We start from the raw sequence: 21,761 nt of genomic DNA on the forward strand, positions 1-21,761 counted from the left end.
GTCACCGACTTCAGGCACCCCCAGCTTCCATGGCTTGACGGGCGGTGTGTACAAGGCCCGGGAACGTATTCACCGGATCATGGCTGATATCCGATTACTAGCGATTCCAGCTTCACGGAGTCGAGTTGCAGACTCCGATCCGAACTGTGACCGGTTTTGTAGATTCGCTCCTGGTCGCCCAGTGGCTGCTCTCTGTACCGGCCATTGTAGCACGTGTGTAGCCCAAGGCGTAAGGGCCGTGATGATTTGACGTCATCCCCACCTTCCTCACAGTTTGCACTGGCAGTCTCGTTAGAGTTCCCGACATGACTCGCTGGCAACTAACAACAGGGGTTGCGCTCGTTATAGGACTTAACCTGACACCTCACGGCACGAGCTGACGACAACCATGCAGCACCTTGTAAATTGTCTTGCGAAAAGTCTGTTTCCAAACCGGTCAATCTACATTTAAGCCTTGGTAAGGTTCCTCGCGTATCATCGAATTAAACCACATGCTCCACCGCTTGTGCGGGCCCCCGTCAATTCCTTTGAGTTTCAAACTTGCGTTCGTACTCCCCAGGTGGGATACTTATCACTTTCGCTTAGCCACTGAGATTGCTCCCAACAGCTAGTATCCATCGTTTACGGCGTGGACTACCAGGGTATCTAATCCTGTTCGCTACCCACGCTTTCGTCCATCAGCGTCAATATATTAGTAGTAACCTGCCTTCGCAATTGGTATTCCATGTAATCTCTAAGCATTTCACCGCTACACTACATATTCTAGTTACTTCCTAATAATTCAAGTCTAGCAGTATCAATGGCCGTTCCACCGTTGAGCGATGGGCTTTCACCACTGACTTACTAAACCGCCTACGGACCCTTTAAACCCAATGATTCCGGATAACGCTTGGATCCTCCGTATTACCGCGGCTGCTGGCACGGAGTTAGCCGATCCTTATTCTTACGATACCGTCAAGCTCCTTCACGAAGGAGTGTTTCTTCTCGTATAAAAGCAGTTTACAATCCATAGGACCGTCATCCTGCACGCGGCATGGCTGGATCAGGCTTGCGCCCATTGTCCAATATTCCTCACTGCTGCCTCCCGTAGGAGTCTGGTCCGTGTCTCAGTACCAGTGTGGGGGATCTCCCTCTCAGGACCCCTACCCATCGTAGCCTTGGTATGCCGTTACCATACCAACTAGCTAATGGGACGCATGCTCATCTTTCACCGATAAATCTTTAATAATTAAATGATGCCACTCAATTATACTATGAGGTATTAATCCAAATTTCTCTGGGCTATCCCTCTGTGAAAGGTAGATTGCATACGCGTTACGCACCCGTGCGCCGGTCTCTAATTCCGAAGAATTATACCCCTCGACTTGCATGTGTTAAGCCTGCCGCTAGCGTTCATCCTGAGCCAGGATCAAACTCTTCATCGTATATTATGCGAGAACCATAAATGATTCTCTATTTATTTTTGACTGAAGGTCTAGTGGTTTTTTCAAATCTCTCGATTCTATTACTCTTATTCTTTTGTCTTTGAAATCTCTCTCAAAAACGGCTGTCAATTCAATATGTCTAGGAACGTGTCTTATCTTGTTTTCCACTCGTAGCAACACTTAACGTGTCGCTCGAAGCGGGTGCAAAAGTAGATATTACTTTTAAACCTCACAAGCTTTTTTGAAACTTTTTTAGAAAATAAATTTCCTAATTAATTCCGTTTGCTTGCCAGTATTTTAAAGAACGTCTGCGTTGTTGCGGGTGCAAAAATAACACCTTTATACCGTTATTCAATACTTTTAATGCCTTTTTTTTAACCTTTTCGAAACTTTGTTTTTAAGTTGTTGAAAACCCGTATTTTAAATAAAGTTTTTTTATCCATCCAATACTCCCTTATCGACAGAGAAGCTTTAATAAAGCAGTTTGAACTACCTCCGCAAAATATAGCCTTTCCCAATAGCACTTCTATCGTCCTAACAAGACAGACTAACTCCGCTCTTTCAATCGTATTTTATCCCAAAAAAGCTTCTCTAAAAAAAAGAATGACCATATGAGATACGCCCAAGCCCCTTTTAAAGTCTGATCAACCCTAAATCAAAAACCAAAAACAGACAGTAGCAACTCCCTAAAGCAAAGCAAGTCCTTAAAATCGTCAGCAATCAGTTCCAATCTTTACCCAAACCGCGCTTCATTGACATAACAAAGCAATACTCTCGTAGCTCTTATCCAAAAATATTCTTTTAAAAGAATGCAAAATGAAATTAAGAAATCCACTTTAGACAACTCCTGTTCCATTTAAATTTCAATAACAATTGGATGAACCCTTGAGAGGTCTGATTTTTTTAGTCTAACCACGAAAATCGGATACTGTCATCGAATCATTCAAAAATACCCGTAAATTGTTTGCAGTAAAAATACATTCCAAACCTTTAGTGTTATAATTCAGTGAGAATTTCGTTTATGTTCCTATTGACTTATTTACTAGAGAATAAATTAAACTAAAGTCAATTGTCAGACTAAAATATATTAAGTTGATATTCCCTTATTTAATCTCAATCAAAAACCACTTCATTACATAACAAATGCTTTCGTCACTATAAATAATAAAACTATTACCCATACCAAAATCTAATAATTACTGCTTTGGTACATTTTTATATTCAGAAAAAAAGGTGATTTACATAGCAAAATCTGCCGAACTACGGTTGGATTAGATATATTGTTCTGAAAACACATAAATCATTAGGATTACTATTTCTTCTCTAATACCCATTCCTTGAAGAAAAATCGATTTTTTTTGCGCACAAAAAAACCCTATTCACATAAATGAATAGGGTTTTTAAAGAAAGGCGACGACATACTCTCCCACATAACTGCAGTACCATCTGCGCAGGCGGGCTTAACTACTCTGTTCGGGATGGGAAGAGGTGAGCCCCGCCGCAATAACCACCTTAAGAAGTTATAATTGCTTTGGGCAATTTTTCAATGATTGTTTATCTTACGATAAAAATCTATTGAACAATATCTTAACATACTGAGATAAAGAAAAAAATATTAGTTCCTGAACGAATCTAGGAATTAGAAAGTTTCCCCAGCCTCTTGCGAGGCTGGAAAGGTGTACATAAGCTTACGGATTATTAGTACTACTCGACTATGACATTACTGCCTTTACATCTATAGCCTATCAACGTGGTCATCTCCCACGATCCTTAAAAGAAATCTCATCTTGTGGTGGGTTTCGCGCTTATATGCTTTCAGCGCTTATCCCTTCCAAACGTAGCTACTCTGCCATGCCACTGGCGTGACAACAGATACACTAGAGGTTTGTCCAATTCGGTCCTCTCGTACTAGAATCAGATCCACTCAAATTTCTTGCGCCCACAGTAGATAGAGACCGAACTGTCTCACGACGTTCTGAACCCAGCTCGCGTGCCACTTTAATGGGCGAACAGCCCAACCCTTGGGACCTTCTCCAGCCCCAGGATGTGACGAGCCGACATCGAGGTGCCAAACCCCCCCGTCGATATGAGCTCTTGGGGGAGATCAGCCTGTTATCCCCGGCGTACCTTTTATCCTTTGAGCGATGGCCCTTCCATGCGGAACCACCGGATCACTATGCTCTACTTTCGTACCTGATCGACCTGTATGTCTCTCAGTCAAGCTCCCTTATGCCATTGCACTCTACGCACGGTTACCAAGCGTACTGAGGGAACCTTTAGAAGCCTCCGTTACTCTTTTGGAGGCGACCACCCCAGTCAAACTACCCACCAAGCAATGTCCCCCGCAAAACGGGGTTAGGCCTCAGATAAACAAAGGGTTGTATTTCAACAATGACTCCACAACGCCTAGCGACGCCACTTCACAGTCTCCAACCTATCCTACACATCATTTATCCAAGGTCAATACTAAGCTATAGTAAAGGTGCACAGGGTCTTTTCGTCCCACTGCGGGTAAACGGCATCTTCACCGTTACTACAATTTCACCGAGCTCATGGCTGAGACAGTGTCCAGATCGTTACACCATTCGTGCAGGTCGGAACTTACCCGACAAGGAATTTCGCTACCTTAGGACCGTTATAGTTACGGCCGCCGTTTACTGGGGCTTCATTTCAATGCTTCTGGTTACCCATAACATCTCCACTTAACCTTCCAGCACCGGGCAGGTGTCAGGCCCTATACTTCATCTTACGATTTTGCAGAGCCCTGTGTTTTTGATAAACAGTCGCCTGGACCTCTTCACTGCGGCCAGCATTGCTGCTGGCGACCCTTCTCCCGAAGTTACGGGTCTATTTTGCCTAATTCCTTAGCCATGAATCTCTCGAGCACCTTAGAATTCTCATCTCGACTACCTGTGTCGGTTTGCGGTACGGGTACTATTAACCTGAAGTTTAGAGGTTTTTCTTGGAAGCCCTTAGGTGCACTATCTCTTTGTCCGAAGACGCCGAGTACTATCGTATTTCCCCAAAACCCGTGGATTTGCCTGCGGGTCTTATAGGTAGGTACTTCAACGAACTATTCCGTCAGTTCGCGGCACTTTCATCACTCCGTCACCCCATCACAGTTAACAGTAGTACGGGAATATTAACCCGTTGTCCATCGACTGTCCCTTTCGGGTTCGCCTTAGGTCCCGACTAACCCACAGCTGATTAGCATAGCTGTGGAAACCTTAGTCTTTCGGTGTGCGGGTTTCTCGCCCGCATTATCGTTACTTATGCCTACATTTTCTTTTCTCACCGGTCCAGCATACCTTACGATACACCTTCTACCCTGTGAGAATGCTCCCCTACCACTTACAATAAATTGTAAATCCATAGCTTCGGTAATATACTTATGCCCGATTATTATCCATGCTCGTCCGCTCGACTAGTGAGCTGTTACGCACTCTTTAAATGAATGGCTGCTTCCAAGCCAACATCCTAGCTGTCTATGCAGACAAACCTCGTTCTTTCAACTTAGTATATATTTGGGGACCTTAGCTGATGGTCTGGGTTCTTTCCCTCTCGGACTTGGACCTTAGCACCCAAGCCCTCACTGTTAGTGAACATTATATAGCATTCGGAGTTTGTCAGGAATTGGTAGGCGGTGAAGCCCCCGCATCCAATCAGTAGCTCTACCTCTATATAACTTTATAACTAACGCTGCACCTAAATGCATTTCGGGGAGTACGAGCTATTTCCGAGTTTGATTGGCCTTTCACCCCTACCCACAGATCATCCCAAGACTTTTCAACGTCAACGGGTTCGGTCCTCCACTATGTGTTACCACAGCTTCAACCTGTCCATGGGTAGATCACACGGTTTCGCGTCTAACACTACTGACTAAAGCGCCCTATTCAGACTCGCTTTCGCTACGGATCCGTGGCTTAACCACTTATCCTTGCCAGCAACGTTAACTCGTAGGCTCATTATGCAAAAGGCACGCCGTCACCCCACGAAAGGGCTCCGACCGCTTGTAAGCGTATGGTTTCAGGATCTATTTCACTCCGTTATTCACGGTTCTTTTCACCTTTCCCTCACGGTACTGGTTCACTATCGGTCTCTCAGGAGTATTTAGCCTTAGCGGATGGTCCCGCCAAATTCAGACAGGATTTCTCGTGTCCCGCCCTACTCAGGATACCACTATCAATTATATCACTTACCTATACAGGACTATCACCCTCTTTGGTTCTACTTTCCAGTAGATTCTAGTTCGTTTTACATTGAATATCGTGGTCCTACAACCCCAACATTGCCGTAACAACATTGGTTTGGGCTAATCCGCGTTCGCTCGCCACTACTTACGGAATCACTTTTGTTTTCTTCTCCTCCGCCTACTTAGATGTTTCAGTTCAGCGGGTTTGCCCACCTATCGGTGTACTAGATCTTCAATCTAGTGGGTTGCCCCATTCAGGTATCTACGGATCAATCGGTGTGTGCCCGTCCCCGTAGCTTTTCGCAGCTTATCACGCCTTTCATCGCCTCTGAGAGCCAAGGCATCCCCCATACGCCCTTATTTTGCTTATTGTACCAATCCTAAAATTAATTAGGACCGTTTTTGTTTGTTTTCTACTATAAATAGTAAAAAACGCTTTCTACTTTTTATATTTTTCTTATCTCAATATGTCAATGAACTTTTATCGCTAGTTTAATCGTTTTTTCGTTTAATCGTTTAACCGATTTAACAAATCAACGTATCAACTTTTGATTTGTGGAGAATAACGGAGTCGAACCGTTGACCTCCTGCGTGCAAGGCAGGCGCTCTAGCCAGCTGAGCTAATCCCCCGTTTCAAATTTTAAATTATGAATGGTGAATTTTGAATTAATGTATAATTCATACTCATACTTCTAAAATTTCCTTTTATTCTGAATTTATTTCAGAATCTATTTAAGTTTAATAGTTGTCTCGGACAGACTCGAACTGTCGACCCCTACATTATCAGTGTAGTACTCTAACCAGCTGAGCTACGAGACACTCTTATTCTTAAATGGTATTATTTGAACTAACAGCAAGAGTAATAAATTCTTAATCTTTGTTTCCACTTTCTCTTTTCGTCTCTTTCCCTACCGTGCTTATAAATAAGCTAACACTAAGGCTCTAGAAAGGAGGTGTTCCAGCCGCACCTTCCGGTACGGCTACCTTGTTACGACTTAGCCCTAGTTACCAGTTTTACCCTAGGCAGCTCCTTGCGGTCACCGACTTCAGGCACCCCCAGCTTCCATGGCTTGACGGGCGGTGTGTACAAGGCCCGGGAACGTATTCACCGGATCATGGCTGATATCCGATTACTAGCGATTCCAGCTTCACGGAGTCGAGTTGCAGACTCCGATCCGAACTGTGACCGGTTTTGTAGATTTGCTCCTGGTCGCCCAGTGGCTGCTCTCTGTACCGGCCATTGTAGCACGTGTGTAGCCCAAGGCGTAAGGGCCGTGATGATTTGACGTCATCCCCACCTTCCTCACAGTTTGCACTGGCAGTCTCGTTAGAGTTCCCGACATGACTCGCTGGCAACTAACAACAGGGGTTGCGCTCGTTATAGGACTTAACCTGACACCTCACGGCACGAGCTGACGACAACCATGCAGCACCTTGTAAATTGTCTTGCGAAAAGTCTGTTTCCAAACCGGTCAATCTACATTTAAGCCTTGGTAAGGTTCCTCGCGTATCATCGAATTAAACCACATGCTCCACCGCTTGTGCGGGCCCCCGTCAATTCCTTTGAGTTTCAAACTTGCGTTCGTACTCCCCAGGTGGGATACTTATCACTTTCGCTTAGCCACTGAGATTGCTCCCAACAGCTAGTATCCATCGTTTACGGCGTGGACTACCAGGGTATCTAATCCTGTTCGCTACCCACGCTTTCGTCCATCAGCGTCAATATATTAGTAGTAACCTGCCTTCGCAATTGGTATTCCATGTAATCTCTAAGCATTTCACCGCTACACTACATATTCTAGTTACTTCCTAATAATTCAAGTCTAGCAGTATCAATGGCCGTTCCACCGTTGAGCGATGGGCTTTCACCACTGACTTACTAAACCGCCTACGGACCCTTTAAACCCAATGATTCCGGATAACGCTTGGATCCTCCGTATTACCGCGGCTGCTGGCACGGAGTTAGCCGATCCTTATTCTTACGATACCGTCAAGCTCCTTCACGAAGGAGTGTTTCTTCTCGTATAAAAGCAGTTTACAATCCATAGGACCGTCATCCTGCACGCGGCATGGCTGGATCAGGCTTGCGCCCATTGTCCAATATTCCTCACTGCTGCCTCCCGTAGGAGTCTGGTCCGTGTCTCAGTACCAGTGTGGGGGATCTCCCTCTCAGGACCCCTACCCATCGTAGCCTTGGTATGCCGTTACCATACCAACTAGCTAATGGGACGCATGCTCATCTTTCACCGATAAATCTTTAATAATTAAATGATGCCATTCAATTATACTATGAGGTATTAATCCAAATTTCTCTGGGCTATCCCTTTGTGAAAGGTAGATTGCATACGCGTTACGCACCCGTGCGCCGGTCTCTAATTCCGAAGAACTATACCCCTCGACTTGCATGTGTTAAGCCTGCCGCTAGCGTTCATCCTGAGCCAGGATCAAACTCTTCATCGTATATTATGCGAGAACCATAAATGATTCTCTATTTATTTTTGACTGAAGGTCTAGTGGTTTTTTCAAATCTCTCGATTCTATTACTCTTATTCTTTTGTCTTTGAAATCTCTCTCAAAAACGGCTGTCAATTCAATATGTCTAGGAACGTGTCTTATCTTGTTTTCCACTCGTAGCAACACTTAACGTGTTTCTCGAAGCGGGTGCAAAAGTACAACTTCTCTTTTTATCTGGCAAGAAAAATTTGAAGTTTTTTAGAAAAATAAATCTTTCTTTTTCTTCTCTTCTCTTATCAACTTATCAAGGAACGTTGCGCATTTAGCGGGGTGCAAAAGTAACTATCACTTTTAAATCTCACAAGCTTTTTTGAAACTTTTTTTGAAAATAAATTTTCTGCCTTGTTTCGTTTGCTTGCCAGTATTTGAAAGAACGTCTGCGTTGTTGCGGGTGCAAAAGTAGACTCTTTAAACCGTTATTCAATACTTTTTAACCGCTTTTCTTTGCTTTATTTGCGATTTATTTTTAACACATTGGAAATGTTTAAGTTGAAAGAAATATATTTTTGCTCTATCAACTACCGTTTGATGTAAATGGTAAAATAAATGAAATAGTTTGAGATTTACTATTCAATACAACGGTATTTTTAAACATATAGGTCATAGAAGTTGGATCATATATTTCTCGCAGGTCTTGTTTTCAGTTTCTTTTAACCATATAAGACATAGAAGGACATAGAAGTTAGATTAGACATATTACTTTGCTACTTCTTGGAGATCTTATGTGATAATATTGAAAACAACTATACAATCTATGGGCTATCGCTACGCTTTTCTTTTAAACCTATAAGACATAAAAGAACATATTAGTTATATTGAAGATCTTATGACAAAATTTTTAAGCCTTTATGAAACTCGTTTGAAGAATTACTACATAAGCTACAGAAAGACATATAAGCTAAACAGAGAAAGCGACTCCTTATATATAGGAGTCAAAATTATTCTCTATTATACATTGTAATTAAAACCAATGCACCTCTAGCCCTGATAGCAGCGAAAATCCTACTGAGCCGGGTTTCGGCGAGGTAGATTGAAGCGGATAGCAGGAAATAGCTCCATATAACTGTAGTTACTAGAATGCAAAATCATGTTTTAAATTGGCTATACTATATTAGGTAGAAAAATTGGGTAAGTTATTTCTTCTTTACCTGCTCAGCTTTGGATTCCCAAAATTCATTTAGTTTATCTATATCAACAGGATTTGCGGGGGTTTGATTTACTAATCTTCCTGATTCAAAGGCTCTTTGTAATATTGTTTCTATCAAAAAATCTTCATTTACTGTATATGGAGCATATTCCGATTTTAAATTAATATCAAACATACTCGCAGCAGTATTGGACCAAAACGCTTTCCATCCGCTTTTTAGCGTTTTAACCAATTCATAAGTGGTGGTTCCGGTTTGACGATGAATCAATTTTACTAAAATTCTACCTTGACTTCGGGAAAGCTTCTTTAGTTTGGCTTCAAACTCATTATTAAGGTAATCTTCGACAATTTTAAAATACTTTTTCTTTTCTTTATTTGTAGATAAGCGATCCATACCTCTATTGAGATTGGTCAATCTTTCGGATGCGAGTTTTGCATAAGGGTATGTTTTATAAACCCTGTTTTGAAGAATTAAAAATTGTTTTTTGGCATCGGGATCTAGTTTCTCTTTTGAAACCACAATTTCCTCCAACTGTATCGTGTCATTTACTACATCATCTGATTCTTTTAATTCGTACCCCATTGGCGTAGGAGCTGGAGGAATCTCCTGAGCTTTGGCAAAAAACGATAGTAATAAAAAGAATATAGTATAGGTAGTTAACTTCATGAGGCATAATTTAATTGTAAAATTATACATTATATGTACAACTGTAATGCCAAATTTATAAATTAGCAAAAAATATTTTTATGAGCACAAAATCGATATTAAAAAAATCCTCTATCACTTTTTTAGAGCAATACTTAAACAACGCCTCTCCTACTGGGTTTGAAGCCGAAGGGCAAAAAATTTGGATGGATTATTTAAAACCATACGTTGATACTTTTATAACCGATACTTACGGAACGGCCGTAGGAATCATCAACCCTGACGCTCCTTATAAAGTAGTGATTGAAGGTCATGCCGATGAAATTTCTTGGTATGTAAACTACATTACTGATGATGGATTGATATACGTCATTAGAAATGGAGGTTCGGATCACCAAATTGCCCCTTCTAAACGTGTGAACATTCACACCAAAAAAGGAATTGTAAAAGGAGTTTTTGGTTGGCCTGCCATTCATACCAGAAATAGAGACAAAGAAGAAAATCCAAAAATCAGCAATATTTTCATCGATCTTGGTTGTGAAACCAAAGAAGAAGTAGAAAAAATGGGTGTTCATGTAGGTTGCGTGATTACTTATCCTGATGAATTCATTATTTTAAACGAGAACAAATTTGTTTGTCGCGCAATTGATAACCGTATGGGAGGTTTTATGATTGCCGAAGTAGCGCGTTTACTGCATGAAAACAAAGTAAAACTTCCTTTTGGATTGTACATTACTAACTCCGTTCAAGAAGAAGTAGGTTTGCGTGGTGCTGAAATGATCACTAAAACTATCAAACCAAATGTAGCAATAGTTACTGATGTATGTCATGACTCTACAACTCCTATGATTGACAAGAAAATCGAAGGAGATACTAAAATAGGAAAAGGACCAGTTGTAACTTATGCTCCAGCAGTTCAAAATAATCTAAGAGAACTGATCCTAGACACTGCCGAGGAAAAGAAAATTCCTTTTCAACGTCTTGCTTCTTCTCGCGTTACTGGAACTGATACAGACGCATTTGCCTACAGTAATGGTGGTGTAGCATCGGCTTTGATTTCACTTCCGTTGCGTTACATGCATACTACAGTTGAAATGGTGCACCGTGATGATGTTGAAAACGTGATTAAATTAATCTATGAAACATTATTAAAATTAGAGAATAACGAAACTTTCTCTTACTTCAAATAGGATTAGGAGCTATTCCTGCTATCTGCTTTATTCCCGATAGGAAAAACTACGGCCAAAAAGCCTTATTTTTCTCTATCGGGAGATATCGCTTCTATCAGGGCTAAAAATCACCAAAATATGAAGTATATCTACTTAATGTTAATTGTCTTTTTTGGAACTTTTCTATGGTCTGTTATCAATCCAAAAGAAGTTTTCACTTGTTTTCTTGAAATTATCCCTGCTATCATTGGTATTTTGGTTTTAGCTTTTACTTTTAATAAATTTAGATTTACCAATTTCACCTACTTCCTTATTCTTATTCATTGCATTATATTATTCATAGGTGGTCATTATACGTATGCCGAAGTTCCCTTTTTCGATTATATTAAAGACGCATTTCATCAAAGTAGAAACAATTATGATAAAGTGGGTCACTTTGCACAAGGTTTAGTACCAGCAATGATTATAAGAGAATTATTTATTCGTAAAAATGTAATCAGCAATAAAAGCTTTTTTAATTTTATTATTGTTTCCATCTGTTTAGCCATTAGTGCTGCTTACGAATGGATTGAATGGTTTGTTTCTATCGCTTCGGGAGATGAAGGTGATGCTTTTTTAGGAACTCAAGGTGATATTTGGGACACCCAATCTGACATGTTATTTGCTACTATTGGTGCAATAACTGGTTTAATACTGTTTTCAAAGATTCAGGATAAACAGCTTCAAAAAATTTAGTCTACATATAAACCTTTCTAGGTTTAATAAACTTAAATTCCACAATGCTTTTTTAGCTTTACATACTATTATAACAACAAAATCCGGATATCTCTATCCGGATTTTATTATTTATAACCTTATTCTATTTTATTTCCAACCTCCACCAAGTGCTTTATACACTTGCACAAAAGCATTCAGTTGGTCTTTTTTGGTTTCTACCAATTCCAGTTTAGCATCAAGTGCATCCCGTTGGGTCATCAAAACTTCAAAATAATCAGCTCTAGCCGATTTAAATAAATCATTGGCTACACTAATAGAAGTATTCAAAGCAGTTACTTGCTGTTGTTTAAGCGCATAACTTTTTTCTAAATTACCAATATTTGCTAATTGATTCGAAACTTCTAAATAGGCATTCAAAATCGTACGATCATAATTATACAAAGCTTGCAATTGGCGTGCATTGGCATTAGCAAACTCGGCTTTAATAGCATTTCTATTAATTAAAGGTGCAGCTATGTCACCCACTAAATTGTACAATAAAGATTCTGGAAATTTAACCAAATAGGAAGTTTTAAAAGCTTGCAGCCCAAAAGCCGCTGAAATATCAAGTGAGGGATAAAACTCAGCCCGCGCTACTTTTACATCTAGTTTAGCAGCAGTCAAATCTAATTCGGCTTGTTTTACATCCGGTCTATTAATTAATAATTGAGATGGTATACCGGACTGAATTGTTGCTGGTATTAGATTTAAAAAACTAGCACTGTCTCTGGTGATTTTTTCAGGATAACGTCCCAGCAAAAAGTTGATCGTGTTTTCAGTTTCTACAATTTTTTGGTTTATTTGAAACTCCATACTTTTAGAAGCCAAAACTTCAGCTTGAAATTTTTGAACGGCTAATTCTGTTGCTCTTGCTGCTTCTTTTTGCACTTTTACAATTTCAAGCGCATTCTGTTGCAATTGGATGTTTTGTTTTACAATTTCCAATTGGCTATCCAAAGCCAATAACTCATAATAGGAGTCAGCAACTTCAGAAATAAGATTTGTAATTACAAAATTCTTTCCTTCAATAGTAGATAAATATCTAGTCACAGCAGCTTTCTTAGAATTATGCAATTTTTTCCAAATATCAACTTCCCAATTGGCATAGGCTCCAACATTAAAATCAGTCAATGGATCTGGAAACTCTTTACCTGGCGCAATTTCAGTACTAGCATCACCAGCGCCTTGGCTGGTATATCTTCCTACTTTTTCTACTCCAGTTCCTGCTCTTAGTCCAACAGATGGCAATAATGCCCCTTTTCGAACACGGATATCATTCTTTGCCATTTCAATTTCTTGCAAAGTAATCATCAACTCCTGATTGTTTTTTAGTGCAATATCAATTAAATTGACAAGATTAGGATCTTTAAAATAGTTATTCCAACTCAGATTTGAACTATTAACTGTGTCCTTGCTAATTCCAAAACTTTCTGGAATCATTTTGTTTTCAGACATTGTTACAGCAGACGGAGCTTTACAGCTTACAACAGCAAGACAAATGCTTAAAACTATACTAAATTGTTGTAATTTGATTTTATACATGGTTGTCAATTTCTTCAGTTAATGGATTATTATTTTGTATTTTAATCATTTTAATTTTGGCAGCAATGCTACCAAAAATAAAATACAATCCGGGAATAATTAAAACACCACAAACGGTTCCTAGAAGCATTCCTCCCGCAGCTGCAGTACCGATAGTACGGTTACCAATTTTCCCTGGACCTTCGGCAAACACAAGTGGAATTAATCCTGCTATAAATGCAAATGATGTCATTAAAATTGGTCGGAACCTCACTTTTGCACCTTCCATCGCCGCTTCAAATACTGTGGCGCCAGCTTCATGCTTCTGGACTGCAAACTCAACAATTAAAACTGCATTTTTACCTAGCAAACCTATAAGCATTACAAAGGCTACCTGAGCGTATATATTATTATCTAGCCCCATAATTGAAAGTAGTAAATAGGAACCAAAAATACCCGCTGGAAGTGATAGAATTACGGCAAATGGTAAAACAAAACTTTCATATTGTGCAGCCAAAACAAAGTAAACAAATAACAAAGAAATTAGAAAAATAATAATGGCTTCGTTACCACGACCTACTTCATCCTTAGAAATACCTGCCCAGTCAATACCATAACCTCTAGGTAAGTCTTTTGCAGCGACTTCTTGAATTGCTTTAATTGCTTCACCACTACTATACCCAGGCGCGGCTTGTCCACTAATCTCAGAAGAGTTAAACATATTATGACGTGTAATCTCCGATAGTCCATAAACCTTTTCCATGTGCATGAATGCCGAAAATGGCACCATTTCATCACGATCGTTTTTTACATACAACTTTAAAACATCTTCTGGTAGCGCTCTATATTCAGGTGACGATTGAACAATTACCTTATATTGTCTATCATACTTGATGAAACTAATTTCATAATTACTTCCAATCAATGTGGAAAGTGTGTTCATAGCATTATCTATAGTAACCCCTTTTTGTTGTGCCAGATCATTATCAATTCGCAACATATATTGAGGGAAACTTGCACTATAGAAACTAAAAGTCGAAGTTAATTCAGGACGCTTATTCAATTCTTTTACAAAATCGTTATTGACTGTTTCCATCTTTTTGTAATCCCCAGAACCAGCTATATCAAGTAATCTTAATTCAAATCCTCCAGCTGCGCCATAACCTGGAACTGCAGGTGGCTGAAAAAACTCAAGAGAAGCTCCAGTAATTGTTTTTGATTTCTCTTCTAGTTCTTTCATTATCTCAACTGCAGAATGTTTCCTATCTGACCAATTTTTTAAATTTACTAGACAGGTACCTGAATTTGCTCCAGTACCTTCGGTAAGTATTTCAAAACCAGCCAAAGCAGATACAGATTGCACCCCGTCAATTTTTTCAGCAATTTTTTGAAGTTGTAAAGCGATATCATTCGTTCTCTCTAATGTAGAACCAGGAGGCGTTTGAATAATTGCATAAATTGTTCCTTGATCTTCGGTTGGGATAAATCCAGATGGAAGACTATTGTTCATAAAAAAGATCCCAATACAAAAAGCAATCAAAATTCCAAAAGTCACTAATCTTCGACTAACAATTTTCCCTAGTAAGGCGCTGTATTTTCCATTAAGACGGTTGAATTTAGAATTAAAACCATCTAAAAAATTATTAATTGGGGTCTTCTTTCTAGCTACACCATGGTTGTTTTTTAACATCATTGCACATAGAGCCGGTGTTAATGTCAATGCTACTACACCGGAAAGAATAATTCCTGATGCCATTGTTATTGAAAATTGTCTGTAGAATACTCCTACTGGACCAGTCATAAAAGCAACGGGTATAAATACTGCAGCCATCAAAAATGTAATAGCTATAATAGCACCACTAATTTCATGCATCGCTTTTTTAGTAGCTTCAATCGGTGGTAAATGCTCCTCTTCCATCTTGGCATGTACCGCCTCGATTACAACAATTGCATCATCAACAACAACTCCAATGGCTAAAACCAAAGCGAATAAAGTTACTAAGTTTATAGAAATTCCGAAAAATTGCATAAAAACAAAAGTTCCAATAAGCGAAACAGGTACTGCAATTGCTGGAATTATAGTCGAACGCCAGTCACCGAGAAACAAAAACACTACCAATCCAACTAAAACGAAAGCTTCAAGTAAAGTATGAATTACTTTTTCAATAGAAGCATCTAGGAATTTAGAAGCATCATAACTAATTTCATAATCAACTCCTTTTGGAAATGAAGTTTTCTTTATTTCTTCCAGTTTTGCTTTAACATCTTTAATAACTTGAGAAGCATTACTACCATAAGATTGTTTAATTGTTATTGCAGAGGAAGGTCTTCCATTTAAATTTGAATAAATATCATACATCGAACTTCCAAATTCTATTTTTGCAATATCTTTCAAACGAAGTATGGCACCATCAGAATTAGATTTGATGATTATATTCCCATATTCTTCAGCAGTAGTAAATCGACCAGGATATTTTAAAACATATTCAAATGTCTGAGAGCGTTTTCCTGAACTTTCTCCTGTTTTACCAGGTGCCGCTTCTAAACTTTGTTGCGATAAAGCATTCATAACTTCATCTGTAGAAACCTTAAATGCTAGCATTCTATCAGGTTTCAACCAGATACGCATAGCATAATCACGGTTTCCAATAATATCAGCATCACCTACTCCATCTACTTTTTTAATTTCAGATAATAAATTAATATCCGTATAATTAAATAAGAATTTTTGATCCATTGTTGGATCTGTACTAAACACGTTTATGTACATTAAATTATTTGATTCTTCTCTCGTAATTTTCACTCCTTCCCTAATTACTAAGGGTGGTAACTTATTTACAATAGTAGAAACTCTATTTTGAATATTTATTGCCGCTTGATTAGGATCTGTTCCTAACTTAAATACTACTTGAATTGATGCTTCACCATCATTACCTGCATCTGAAGTAATATATTTTATACCAGGAGCACCATTTAAAGCTCTCTCAATTGGAATTATGACAGATTTAACCAATAATTCATTATTTGCTCCTGGATAATCTGCAGTAACATTTACTTTTGGTGGAGATATTGATGGCAATTGTGTAACTGGCAAAGTCGTCATAGCCAAAACACCTATCAAAACAATCATCAGCGATATAACTATCGACAATACTGGTCTTTCAATAAATTTATTAAACATTTTTTATTTTTTTTAGTTAAGACTAGTTAGCTTTATACCTCAGGTGATTCAATACATCCTCTGGCTTTTGATAATCAACTTTTATTTTGTCATTATCTTTTACTTTCTGAACACCTTCTAACAAAATTCTATCATTAGCATTAATACCACTTTTAACTATATAGATATCTGGCATTTCACCAATAATTGTAATTTCTCTTACTTTCACAACATTGTTTTTATCCACTACAAAAACATATTTTTTATCTTGAATTTCATAAGTTGTTTTTTGAGGAATTACCATGGCATTTTTTATAGGATTTGTCATAATAACACTCCCTGTTTCTCCATTTCTTAATAATTTATCTGGATTTGGAAAACGAGCTCTAAAAGCAATATTGCCTGTTTCACTATCAAATTCACCTTCTACAAGTTCTACAACTCCTTTATCTTTAAACATTTCATTATTAGCCAAAAGCAAGTCTACTTTTTTATCTCCACGATCCTTAACATCCATTTGATAATTCAGATATTCAGGTTCTGATAAATTAAAATAAGCGTAAACCGCACTATTGTCTGAAAGCGAGGTCAACAAATCTCCTTCTTCAATCAGACTCCCTAACTTTTTTGGAATTCTATCAATCGTTCCTGAAAACGGAGCTTTAATTATAGTGTACGATAAATGCAAATTTGCAGAAGCTACTTCAGCTTTGGCTCCTTGAAGCTTAGTTAAAGCCATAGCTAATTCATTCTTAGATACAATATTTTTATCTGCTAAAACTTTAGTGTTTTGTAAATCAATTTCGGCGGCCTTAACTTCAGCTTGCGACTTTAACAAATCAGCTTCTTGAAATTTAGACATAATACGAAACATAATTTGGCCTGCTTTCACATACTGCCCTTCATCAACATAAATATTTTGAAGATATCCTTTTTCTTGAGATCTAATTTCGATATTTTTAACCGACTTAATTTGAGAGACATATTGTTTTGTAAATGAAGTATCCAATACCATAGGATTTGTTACCGCATATTTTACAACCTCTTCTTTTTCTTCCTTTTTTGAGTTACAACTTACAAGGAACAACGTGGCCATTAAGCCCGTAATCATGACAATTTTTTTCATGGTGTGAAAATGGAAATTTAGCAATTGATGTTTTGGAATACATAGATTCCTTTTGAAAGTAAAAAACCATCAGTTGCCTGAAAGTGACAAAATTGCCTTTCAGGAAGAATGAGCTGTATTATTAAATTTACAAGTACCGCTTAGTCTAACAACTAATGTGTACTGATTATCAAATTCTTAATACGCTTTGAGTAATATAAATAGGTGTAGATTGGCCGCTAATGGGCTTAGTAAAATAAAATCTATTGTAAGGAAAAGAAGTGATAAAAGAATTATCATTTGAAAAATACCACTTAGCAAAAAGAGTTTGTTTAAATTTAACTATTTTAGTATCCCCTGCATTTTTATAATCGTCATTACTAGAGTATTCCTCATTTAAATCAAAATCTTTATTTACAATTGTTTGGGATGAATGTCCTCTTTTAGAATGTAAAAATTTATTGTGTAATTTATAAGTACTATTAAAATTTGAAATGGGAGCGCTAGCAGTTGTATGCGTAGTAGCATGCATTTTATTCCCTCCTATAAGAAGCGAGGTGAAGAGATATGTTATAAATAGTAATGCTCTCATTTAGGAGCAAATTTATAAAAAAAACCGAATGTTAAAATAACTAGTATGTTAAAAAAAAGCCAATCTATCAAATCGTTAAATATTGAGTAAATCACACTTTTTTAAGATAACTATTACGATATAGTTTTCGAAAAATGGAAAATACTAATTATTTTTCAACATAAACAGACAAGGTAATTTACAATTTACTCGACAAAAAAATGTATTTCAACACTATAAGAATGATTTATTTCATTAATTTTATAATAAAAAATGCTAAAATGCAATCAAAAGCTAAAACAGTAGATGAATATATAACTGAACTTTCTGACGAAAGGAAAGAAGTAATAAACATGCTTAGAGAGACGATCGTAAAAAATATCCCAAGTGGTTTTGTAGAAGAAATGAATTATGGTATGATTGGGTATGTAGTTCCACATTCCTTATATCCAGATGGATATCATTGTAATCCTAAACTTCCGTTGCCTTTTATCAATATTGCCTCACAAAAAAATTTCATCGCAATATATCATATGGGAATTTATACTAATCCATCTCTTTTAAAGTGGTTTGTTGATGAATTTCCAAACTACAGTTCTTTAAAACTTGATATGGGGAAAAGTTGTATTCGATTCAAAAAAATAAAAAATATACCTTATGATTTAATTGCTCAGCTCGTTCAGAAAATGACAGTTAAAGAATGGATAAAGTGTTTTGAATCTTAAATAAAAAAGTAGTAACCTTTAAAATTTTAATTATGAAAATCATCAAACGAATTCTATTTGCAATTTTAGGAATTATTGTTTTGGCATTAATAGCAGCTTTTATTATGCCTAAAGAGTATGCTGTTGAAAGAGAAATTATAATCAATCAACAAAAAGACAGTGTATTTAATTATATCAAACATTTGAAAAACCAAGATAATTTTAGTGTTTGGTCTAAAACAGACCCAAATATGAAAAAGACTTTTTCTGGAGTAGATGGAACAGTAGGCGCTATTGCTGCATGGGAAAGTAATGATAAGAACGTAGGTTTTGGTGAGCAAGAGATTAAAAAAATAACAACAGGAGAACGTATTGATTTTGAACTGCGCTTTAAGAAACCTTTTGAGTCAACAGGTAACGCTTATTTTACTACAGAATCTATTTCGGCATCAGAAACTAAGGTAAAATGGGGATTTAATGGGAAAATGCCCTACCCAATGAATCTCATGCTACCTGTAATGAACATGGATGAAATGCTTGGAAAAGATTTAGAAAAAGGACTAAACGATCTTAAAATAATTTTAGAAAAATAATTGAATTGAAAACTCCCCTTAAATTAGGGGGAGTTTTCAATTCAATTACTCTTATTTATAGATATTCTTTATGTCTTTCTCAAAAAGAGTAAAGGGATCATTATAAAATTTAATAAAATCAGGAACACTTATTTGTCCTGGAAAAGGTGCGTAATAATGTGTTGGACTCTGAATGTCATTTCTCCAAACTAGAACATAACACAATTCCATCTTTTCTGATTTTAAAATAGGGAGTAAAGTCTCAGTCCACCAAGTTGGATTTGGTATTGATTCCAAACCCGTTTCTGTCAATGCAGCCAACTTATTGTTTTTTATACCATAATCAGAAACAATTTTAAGTTTCTTTATTGCAGTTTCAATATCATAATGACCGTCTCTTCCATAATCACCATAATTATCCATTCCTACCATATCTACATAATCATTCCCTGGAAAACGCTCTAAATACTCTGCTTCCATATTGAATTTATTATCTGGTGAAAAAGCATAAATAAAATTATGCACTCCAAGAGAATCTCTCAAATAAGAAACAGTGAACTGCCAAACGGCAATAAAATCTTCACGGGATGTATACGGTTTTCCCCACCAAAACCAATCTCCGTCAAATTCATGATAAGGTCTAAAAATAATAGGAGCCAAACTCCCATCTTTACCTTTTACCGAATGAGCAAAATCAGCTATTGTATTTAAAATTTGTTTGTATTCTTCGTGTTTTGATCCTCCTGGTTTAATTAAAGACATGGATGCAACAGAAACCCCATCTTTCCAATAGAAACCTCCTTCAGAAGCTGGGTTAGAAAAATGCCAAGCTGCAGTCGTCACTCCTCCTCGATTGTAAGTGTCTACAACATTTTTTATTAGAGCTTGTTTTGTGAGTTCAATATCTACTGCTGATTTTCCAGATAAACCATTAAAGTCAACTCCAACCATTGCAGGAAAAGAACCTGTAACTGATTTTACATCGGAACGATTGACATCACCAGACCAACCATGTCCATATTCCGTATCGTGCTGATGTGCAAAAAGGATACTTCGTTTAGAAATATCCTTTAGGTTTTTGTATAATGCTTTGGTCTCTATTGTTGCATTTTTGTCAATTTGTCCAAAAACAAAATTTCCTGTCAATGCCAATAATACCGTACATATGATTTTATAAAATGCTATTTTATTCATAATTAAAAAATTTATTTCAATTATGAAAATTAAGCTTATACCGCTAAATAAGCTGATACGTTTTTGTCAATTCGTTCATCAATATTGTCAATATCCGCTTTTACGAATTTTTCTCCAAGAATATTTTCATATAATTCAATATATCTTTCCGATACTGATTCAATATACGCTTCAGTCATTTCTGGAATTTGTTGCCCTTCTAGTCCCTGAAATCCATTTTCAATTAACCAACGACGTACAAACTCTTTAGATAATTGTTTTTGCTCTTCCCCTTTATCTTGTCTTTCTTGATATCCTTCTGAATAAAAATAACGAGAAGAATCTGGTGTATGAATTTCATCAATTAAAACAATCACTCCTTCTTTCGTTTTTCCAAATTCATATTTGGTATCTACTAATATTAATCCGCGACTTGCTGCAATCTCTGTCCCTCTTTGAAATAAAGCTCTAGTATATTTTTCTAAAACTAAATAGTCTTCTTCAGTAACAATACCTTTTGACAAAATTTCTTCACGAGAAATATCGGCATCATGTTCTCCATTATCCGCTTTTGTAGTTGGGGTAATAATTGGCTCTGGGAATTTATCATTCTCTTTTAAACCTTCTGGCATTTTTACACCACAAATTTCTCTTTTTCCTAAAGCATATTCACGAGCAGCATGACCGGATACATAACCACGAATCACCATTTCAACTTTAAAAGGTTCACATAAATGACCTACTGCTACATTGGGATCGGGAGTTGCAATCAACCAATTAGGAACTATATCTTGAGTCAATTCCATGAATTTAGTAGCAATTTGATTCAAAATTTGTCCTTTATAAGGAATCCCTTTTGGTAAAACTACATCAAAAGCCGAAAGCCTATCAGTAGCCACCATAACCAAAAGCTCGTCATTGATATTGTAAACTTCTCTTACTTTACCGCGATAAACTGATTTTTGGTTTGGGAAATTAAAATTAGTGGTTGTAATTGTATTGCTCATTATTGTTGTGTGTGTTGTGTTTTTTAATAAATGCAAATTTAGGATTATTTTAGACAGAAATGCAAAGAATACTTTGTTGTATAATTACAAAAAAAATAGA

Annotated in this window: 13 protein-coding genes, 2 tRNA genes and 4 rRNA genes (1 of these 19 cut by a window edge); 4 read left to right on the plus strand and 15 right to left on the minus strand. The window is 37.2% G+C overall.

Translation table 11 applies throughout. The annotated features are described in order from the left end of the window. The 9 genes from AB3G33_RS13160 to AB3G33_RS13200 form a co-directional block, all read right to left on the minus strand. Positions 1 to 1,424 (minus strand): 16S ribosomal RNA (locus tag AB3G33_RS13160) (it extends 90 nt beyond the left edge of the window). A 3-nt stretch (positions 1,425 to 1,427) separates the two neighbouring features. Continuing rightward, the gene (locus AB3G33_RS13165) at positions 1,428 to 1,592 is read right to left on the minus strand and encodes a hypothetical protein (RefSeq protein ID WP_367768211.1); all 165 of its coding nucleotides are present in this window, start codon (positions 1,590 to 1,592) and stop codon (positions 1,428 to 1,430) included. 1,237 nt (positions 1,593 to 2,829) lie between these two features. Next, positions 2,830 to 2,939: ribosomal RNA gene (rrf, locus tag AB3G33_RS13170) — 5S ribosomal RNA — on the minus strand. A 163-nt stretch (positions 2,940 to 3,102) separates the two neighbouring features. Then, positions 3,103 to 5,988 (minus strand): 23S ribosomal RNA (locus AB3G33_RS13175). A 184-nt stretch (positions 5,989 to 6,172) separates the two neighbouring features. Next, positions 6,173 to 6,246: transfer RNA gene (locus tag AB3G33_RS13180), tRNA-Ala, on the minus strand. A 115-nt stretch (positions 6,247 to 6,361) separates the two neighbouring features. Further along, positions 6,362 to 6,435: transfer RNA gene (locus AB3G33_RS13185), tRNA-Ile, on the minus strand. A 127-nt stretch (positions 6,436 to 6,562) separates the two neighbouring features. Beyond that, positions 6,563 to 8,076 (minus strand): 16S ribosomal RNA (locus AB3G33_RS13190). Together the 16S, 23S and 5S rRNA genes with 2 tRNA genes alongside form the textbook arrangement of a ribosomal RNA operon. A 3-nt stretch (positions 8,077 to 8,079) precedes the next feature. Then, positions 8,080 to 8,244 carry a hypothetical protein gene (locus AB3G33_RS13195; protein WP_367768211.1) on the minus strand — a complete coding sequence of 55 codons (165 nt, stop codon included), beginning with the start codon at positions 8,242 to 8,244 and terminating at the stop codon, positions 8,080 to 8,082. A 1,019-nt stretch (positions 8,245 to 9,263) separates the two neighbouring features. After that, positions 9,264 to 9,944, minus strand: a complete 681-nt coding sequence (locus AB3G33_RS13200; RefSeq protein ID WP_367770271.1) for a DUF4294 domain-containing protein — start codon at positions 9,942 to 9,944, stop codon at positions 9,264 to 9,266. Positions 9,945 to 10,024: 80 nt separating this feature from the next. Between AB3G33_RS13200 and AB3G33_RS13205 the strand changes: the two genes are divergently transcribed. Together AB3G33_RS13205 and AB3G33_RS13210 are read left to right on the plus strand one after the other, a co-directional pair. Continuing rightward, positions 10,025 to 11,113 carry a M42 family metallopeptidase gene (locus AB3G33_RS13205; protein WP_367770274.1) on the plus strand — a complete coding sequence of 363 codons (1,089 nt, stop codon included), beginning with the start codon at positions 10,025 to 10,027 and terminating at the stop codon, positions 11,111 to 11,113. Between the two features lie 117 nt (positions 11,114 to 11,230). Next, complete coding sequence (locus tag AB3G33_RS13210; protein WP_367770277.1) at positions 11,231 to 11,827, plus strand: DUF2238 domain-containing protein; 597 nt, start codon at positions 11,231 to 11,233, stop codon at positions 11,825 to 11,827. Between the two features lie 129 nt (positions 11,828 to 11,956). On the opposite strand, the gene AB3G33_RS13215 is transcribed toward AB3G33_RS13210, so the two are convergent. The 4 genes from AB3G33_RS13215 to AB3G33_RS13230 form a co-directional block, all read right to left on the minus strand. After that, positions 11,957 to 13,390, minus strand: coding sequence for a TolC family protein (locus AB3G33_RS13215; protein WP_367770281.1), 1,434 nt, complete (start codon positions 13,388 to 13,390; stop codon positions 11,957 to 11,959). Further along, positions 13,383 to 16,550, minus strand: a complete 3,168-nt coding sequence (locus AB3G33_RS13220; RefSeq protein ID WP_367770284.1) for an efflux RND transporter permease subunit — start codon at positions 16,548 to 16,550, stop codon at positions 13,383 to 13,385. The genes AB3G33_RS13215 and AB3G33_RS13220 overlap by 8 nt, the downstream gene beginning before the upstream one ends. Before the next feature lie 22 nt (positions 16,551 to 16,572). Further along, entirely contained in the window at positions 16,573 to 17,655 is a 1,083-nt protein-coding gene (locus AB3G33_RS13225; RefSeq protein ID WP_367770287.1) for an efflux RND transporter periplasmic adaptor subunit, read from the minus strand. Between the two features lie 169 nt (positions 17,656 to 17,824). After that, positions 17,825 to 18,226 (minus strand): hypothetical protein, encoded by a 402-nt coding sequence (locus tag AB3G33_RS13230; protein WP_367770290.1) that lies wholly within the window; start codon positions 18,224 to 18,226, stop codon positions 17,825 to 17,827. A gap of 260 nt (positions 18,227 to 18,486) precedes the next feature. On the opposite strand from AB3G33_RS13230, the gene AB3G33_RS13235 reads away from it, so the two are divergent. Together AB3G33_RS13235 and AB3G33_RS13240 are read left to right on the plus strand one after the other, a co-directional pair. Beyond that, entirely contained in the window at positions 18,487 to 18,930 is a 444-nt protein-coding gene (locus tag AB3G33_RS13235; protein ID WP_367770293.1) for a DUF1801 domain-containing protein, read from the plus strand. Positions 18,931 to 18,962: 32 nt separating this feature from the next. Further along, complete coding sequence (locus tag AB3G33_RS13240; protein WP_367770296.1) at positions 18,963 to 19,502, plus strand: SRPBCC family protein; 540 nt, start codon at positions 18,963 to 18,965, stop codon at positions 19,500 to 19,502. Between the two features lie 51 nt (positions 19,503 to 19,553). Here AB3G33_RS13240 and AB3G33_RS13245 read toward each other — a convergent pair whose 3' ends face one another. Together AB3G33_RS13245 and AB3G33_RS13250 are read right to left on the minus strand one after the other, a co-directional pair. After that, complete coding sequence (locus AB3G33_RS13245; RefSeq protein ID WP_367770300.1) at positions 19,554 to 20,675, minus strand: glycoside hydrolase family 26 protein; 1,122 nt, start codon at positions 20,673 to 20,675, stop codon at positions 19,554 to 19,556. A gap of 35 nt (positions 20,676 to 20,710) precedes the next feature. Then, the gene (locus AB3G33_RS13250) at positions 20,711 to 21,661 is read right to left on the minus strand and encodes a phosphoribosylaminoimidazolesuccinocarboxamide synthase (RefSeq protein ID WP_367770302.1); all 951 of its coding nucleotides are present in this window, start codon (positions 21,659 to 21,661) and stop codon (positions 20,711 to 20,713) included. Between the last annotated feature and the right edge of the window lie 100 nt (positions 21,662 to 21,761).

It is taken from the genome of Flavobacterium sp. WC2421 (assembly GCF_040822115.1).
Classification (GTDB): Bacteria; Bacteroidota; Bacteroidia; order Flavobacteriales; family Flavobacteriaceae; genus Flavobacterium.

Excerpts from the sequence above, each read along its gene's own strand:
- AB3G33_RS13240 (WP_367770296.1), top strand. The coding sequence starts at position 18,963 with ATGAAAATCATCAAACGAATTCTATTTGCAATTTTAGGAATTATTGTT.
- AB3G33_RS13220 (WP_367770284.1), bottom strand. The coding sequence starts at position 16,550 with ATGTTTAATAAATTTATTGAAAGACCAGTATTGTCGATAGTTATATCG.
- AB3G33_RS13205 (WP_367770274.1), top strand. The coding sequence starts at position 10,025 with ATGAGCACAAAATCGATATTAAAAAAATCCTCTATCACTTTTTTAGAG.
- AB3G33_RS13245 (WP_367770300.1), bottom strand. The coding sequence starts at position 20,675 with ATGAATAAAATAGCATTTTATAAAATCATATGTACGGTATTATTGGCA.
- AB3G33_RS13210 (WP_367770277.1), top strand. The coding sequence starts at position 11,231 with ATGAAGTATATCTACTTAATGTTAATTGTCTTTTTTGGAACTTTTCTA.
- AB3G33_RS13230 (WP_367770290.1), bottom strand. The coding sequence starts at position 18,226 with ATGAGAGCATTACTATTTATAACATATCTCTTCACCTCGCTTCTTATA.
- AB3G33_RS13250 (WP_367770302.1), bottom strand. The coding sequence starts at position 21,661 with ATGAGCAATACAATTACAACCACTAATTTTAATTTCCCAAACCAAAAA.
- AB3G33_RS13235 (WP_367770293.1), top strand. The coding sequence starts at position 18,487 with ATGCAATCAAAAGCTAAAACAGTAGATGAATATATAACTGAACTTTCT.
- AB3G33_RS13215 (WP_367770281.1), bottom strand. The coding sequence starts at position 13,390 with ATGTATAAAATCAAATTACAACAATTTAGTATAGTTTTAAGCATTTGT.
- AB3G33_RS13225 (WP_367770287.1), bottom strand. The coding sequence starts at position 17,655 with ATGAAAAAAATTGTCATGATTACGGGCTTAATGGCCACGTTGTTCCTT.
- AB3G33_RS13200 (WP_367770271.1), bottom strand. The coding sequence starts at position 9,944 with ATGAAGTTAACTACCTATACTATATTCTTTTTATTACTATCGTTTTTT.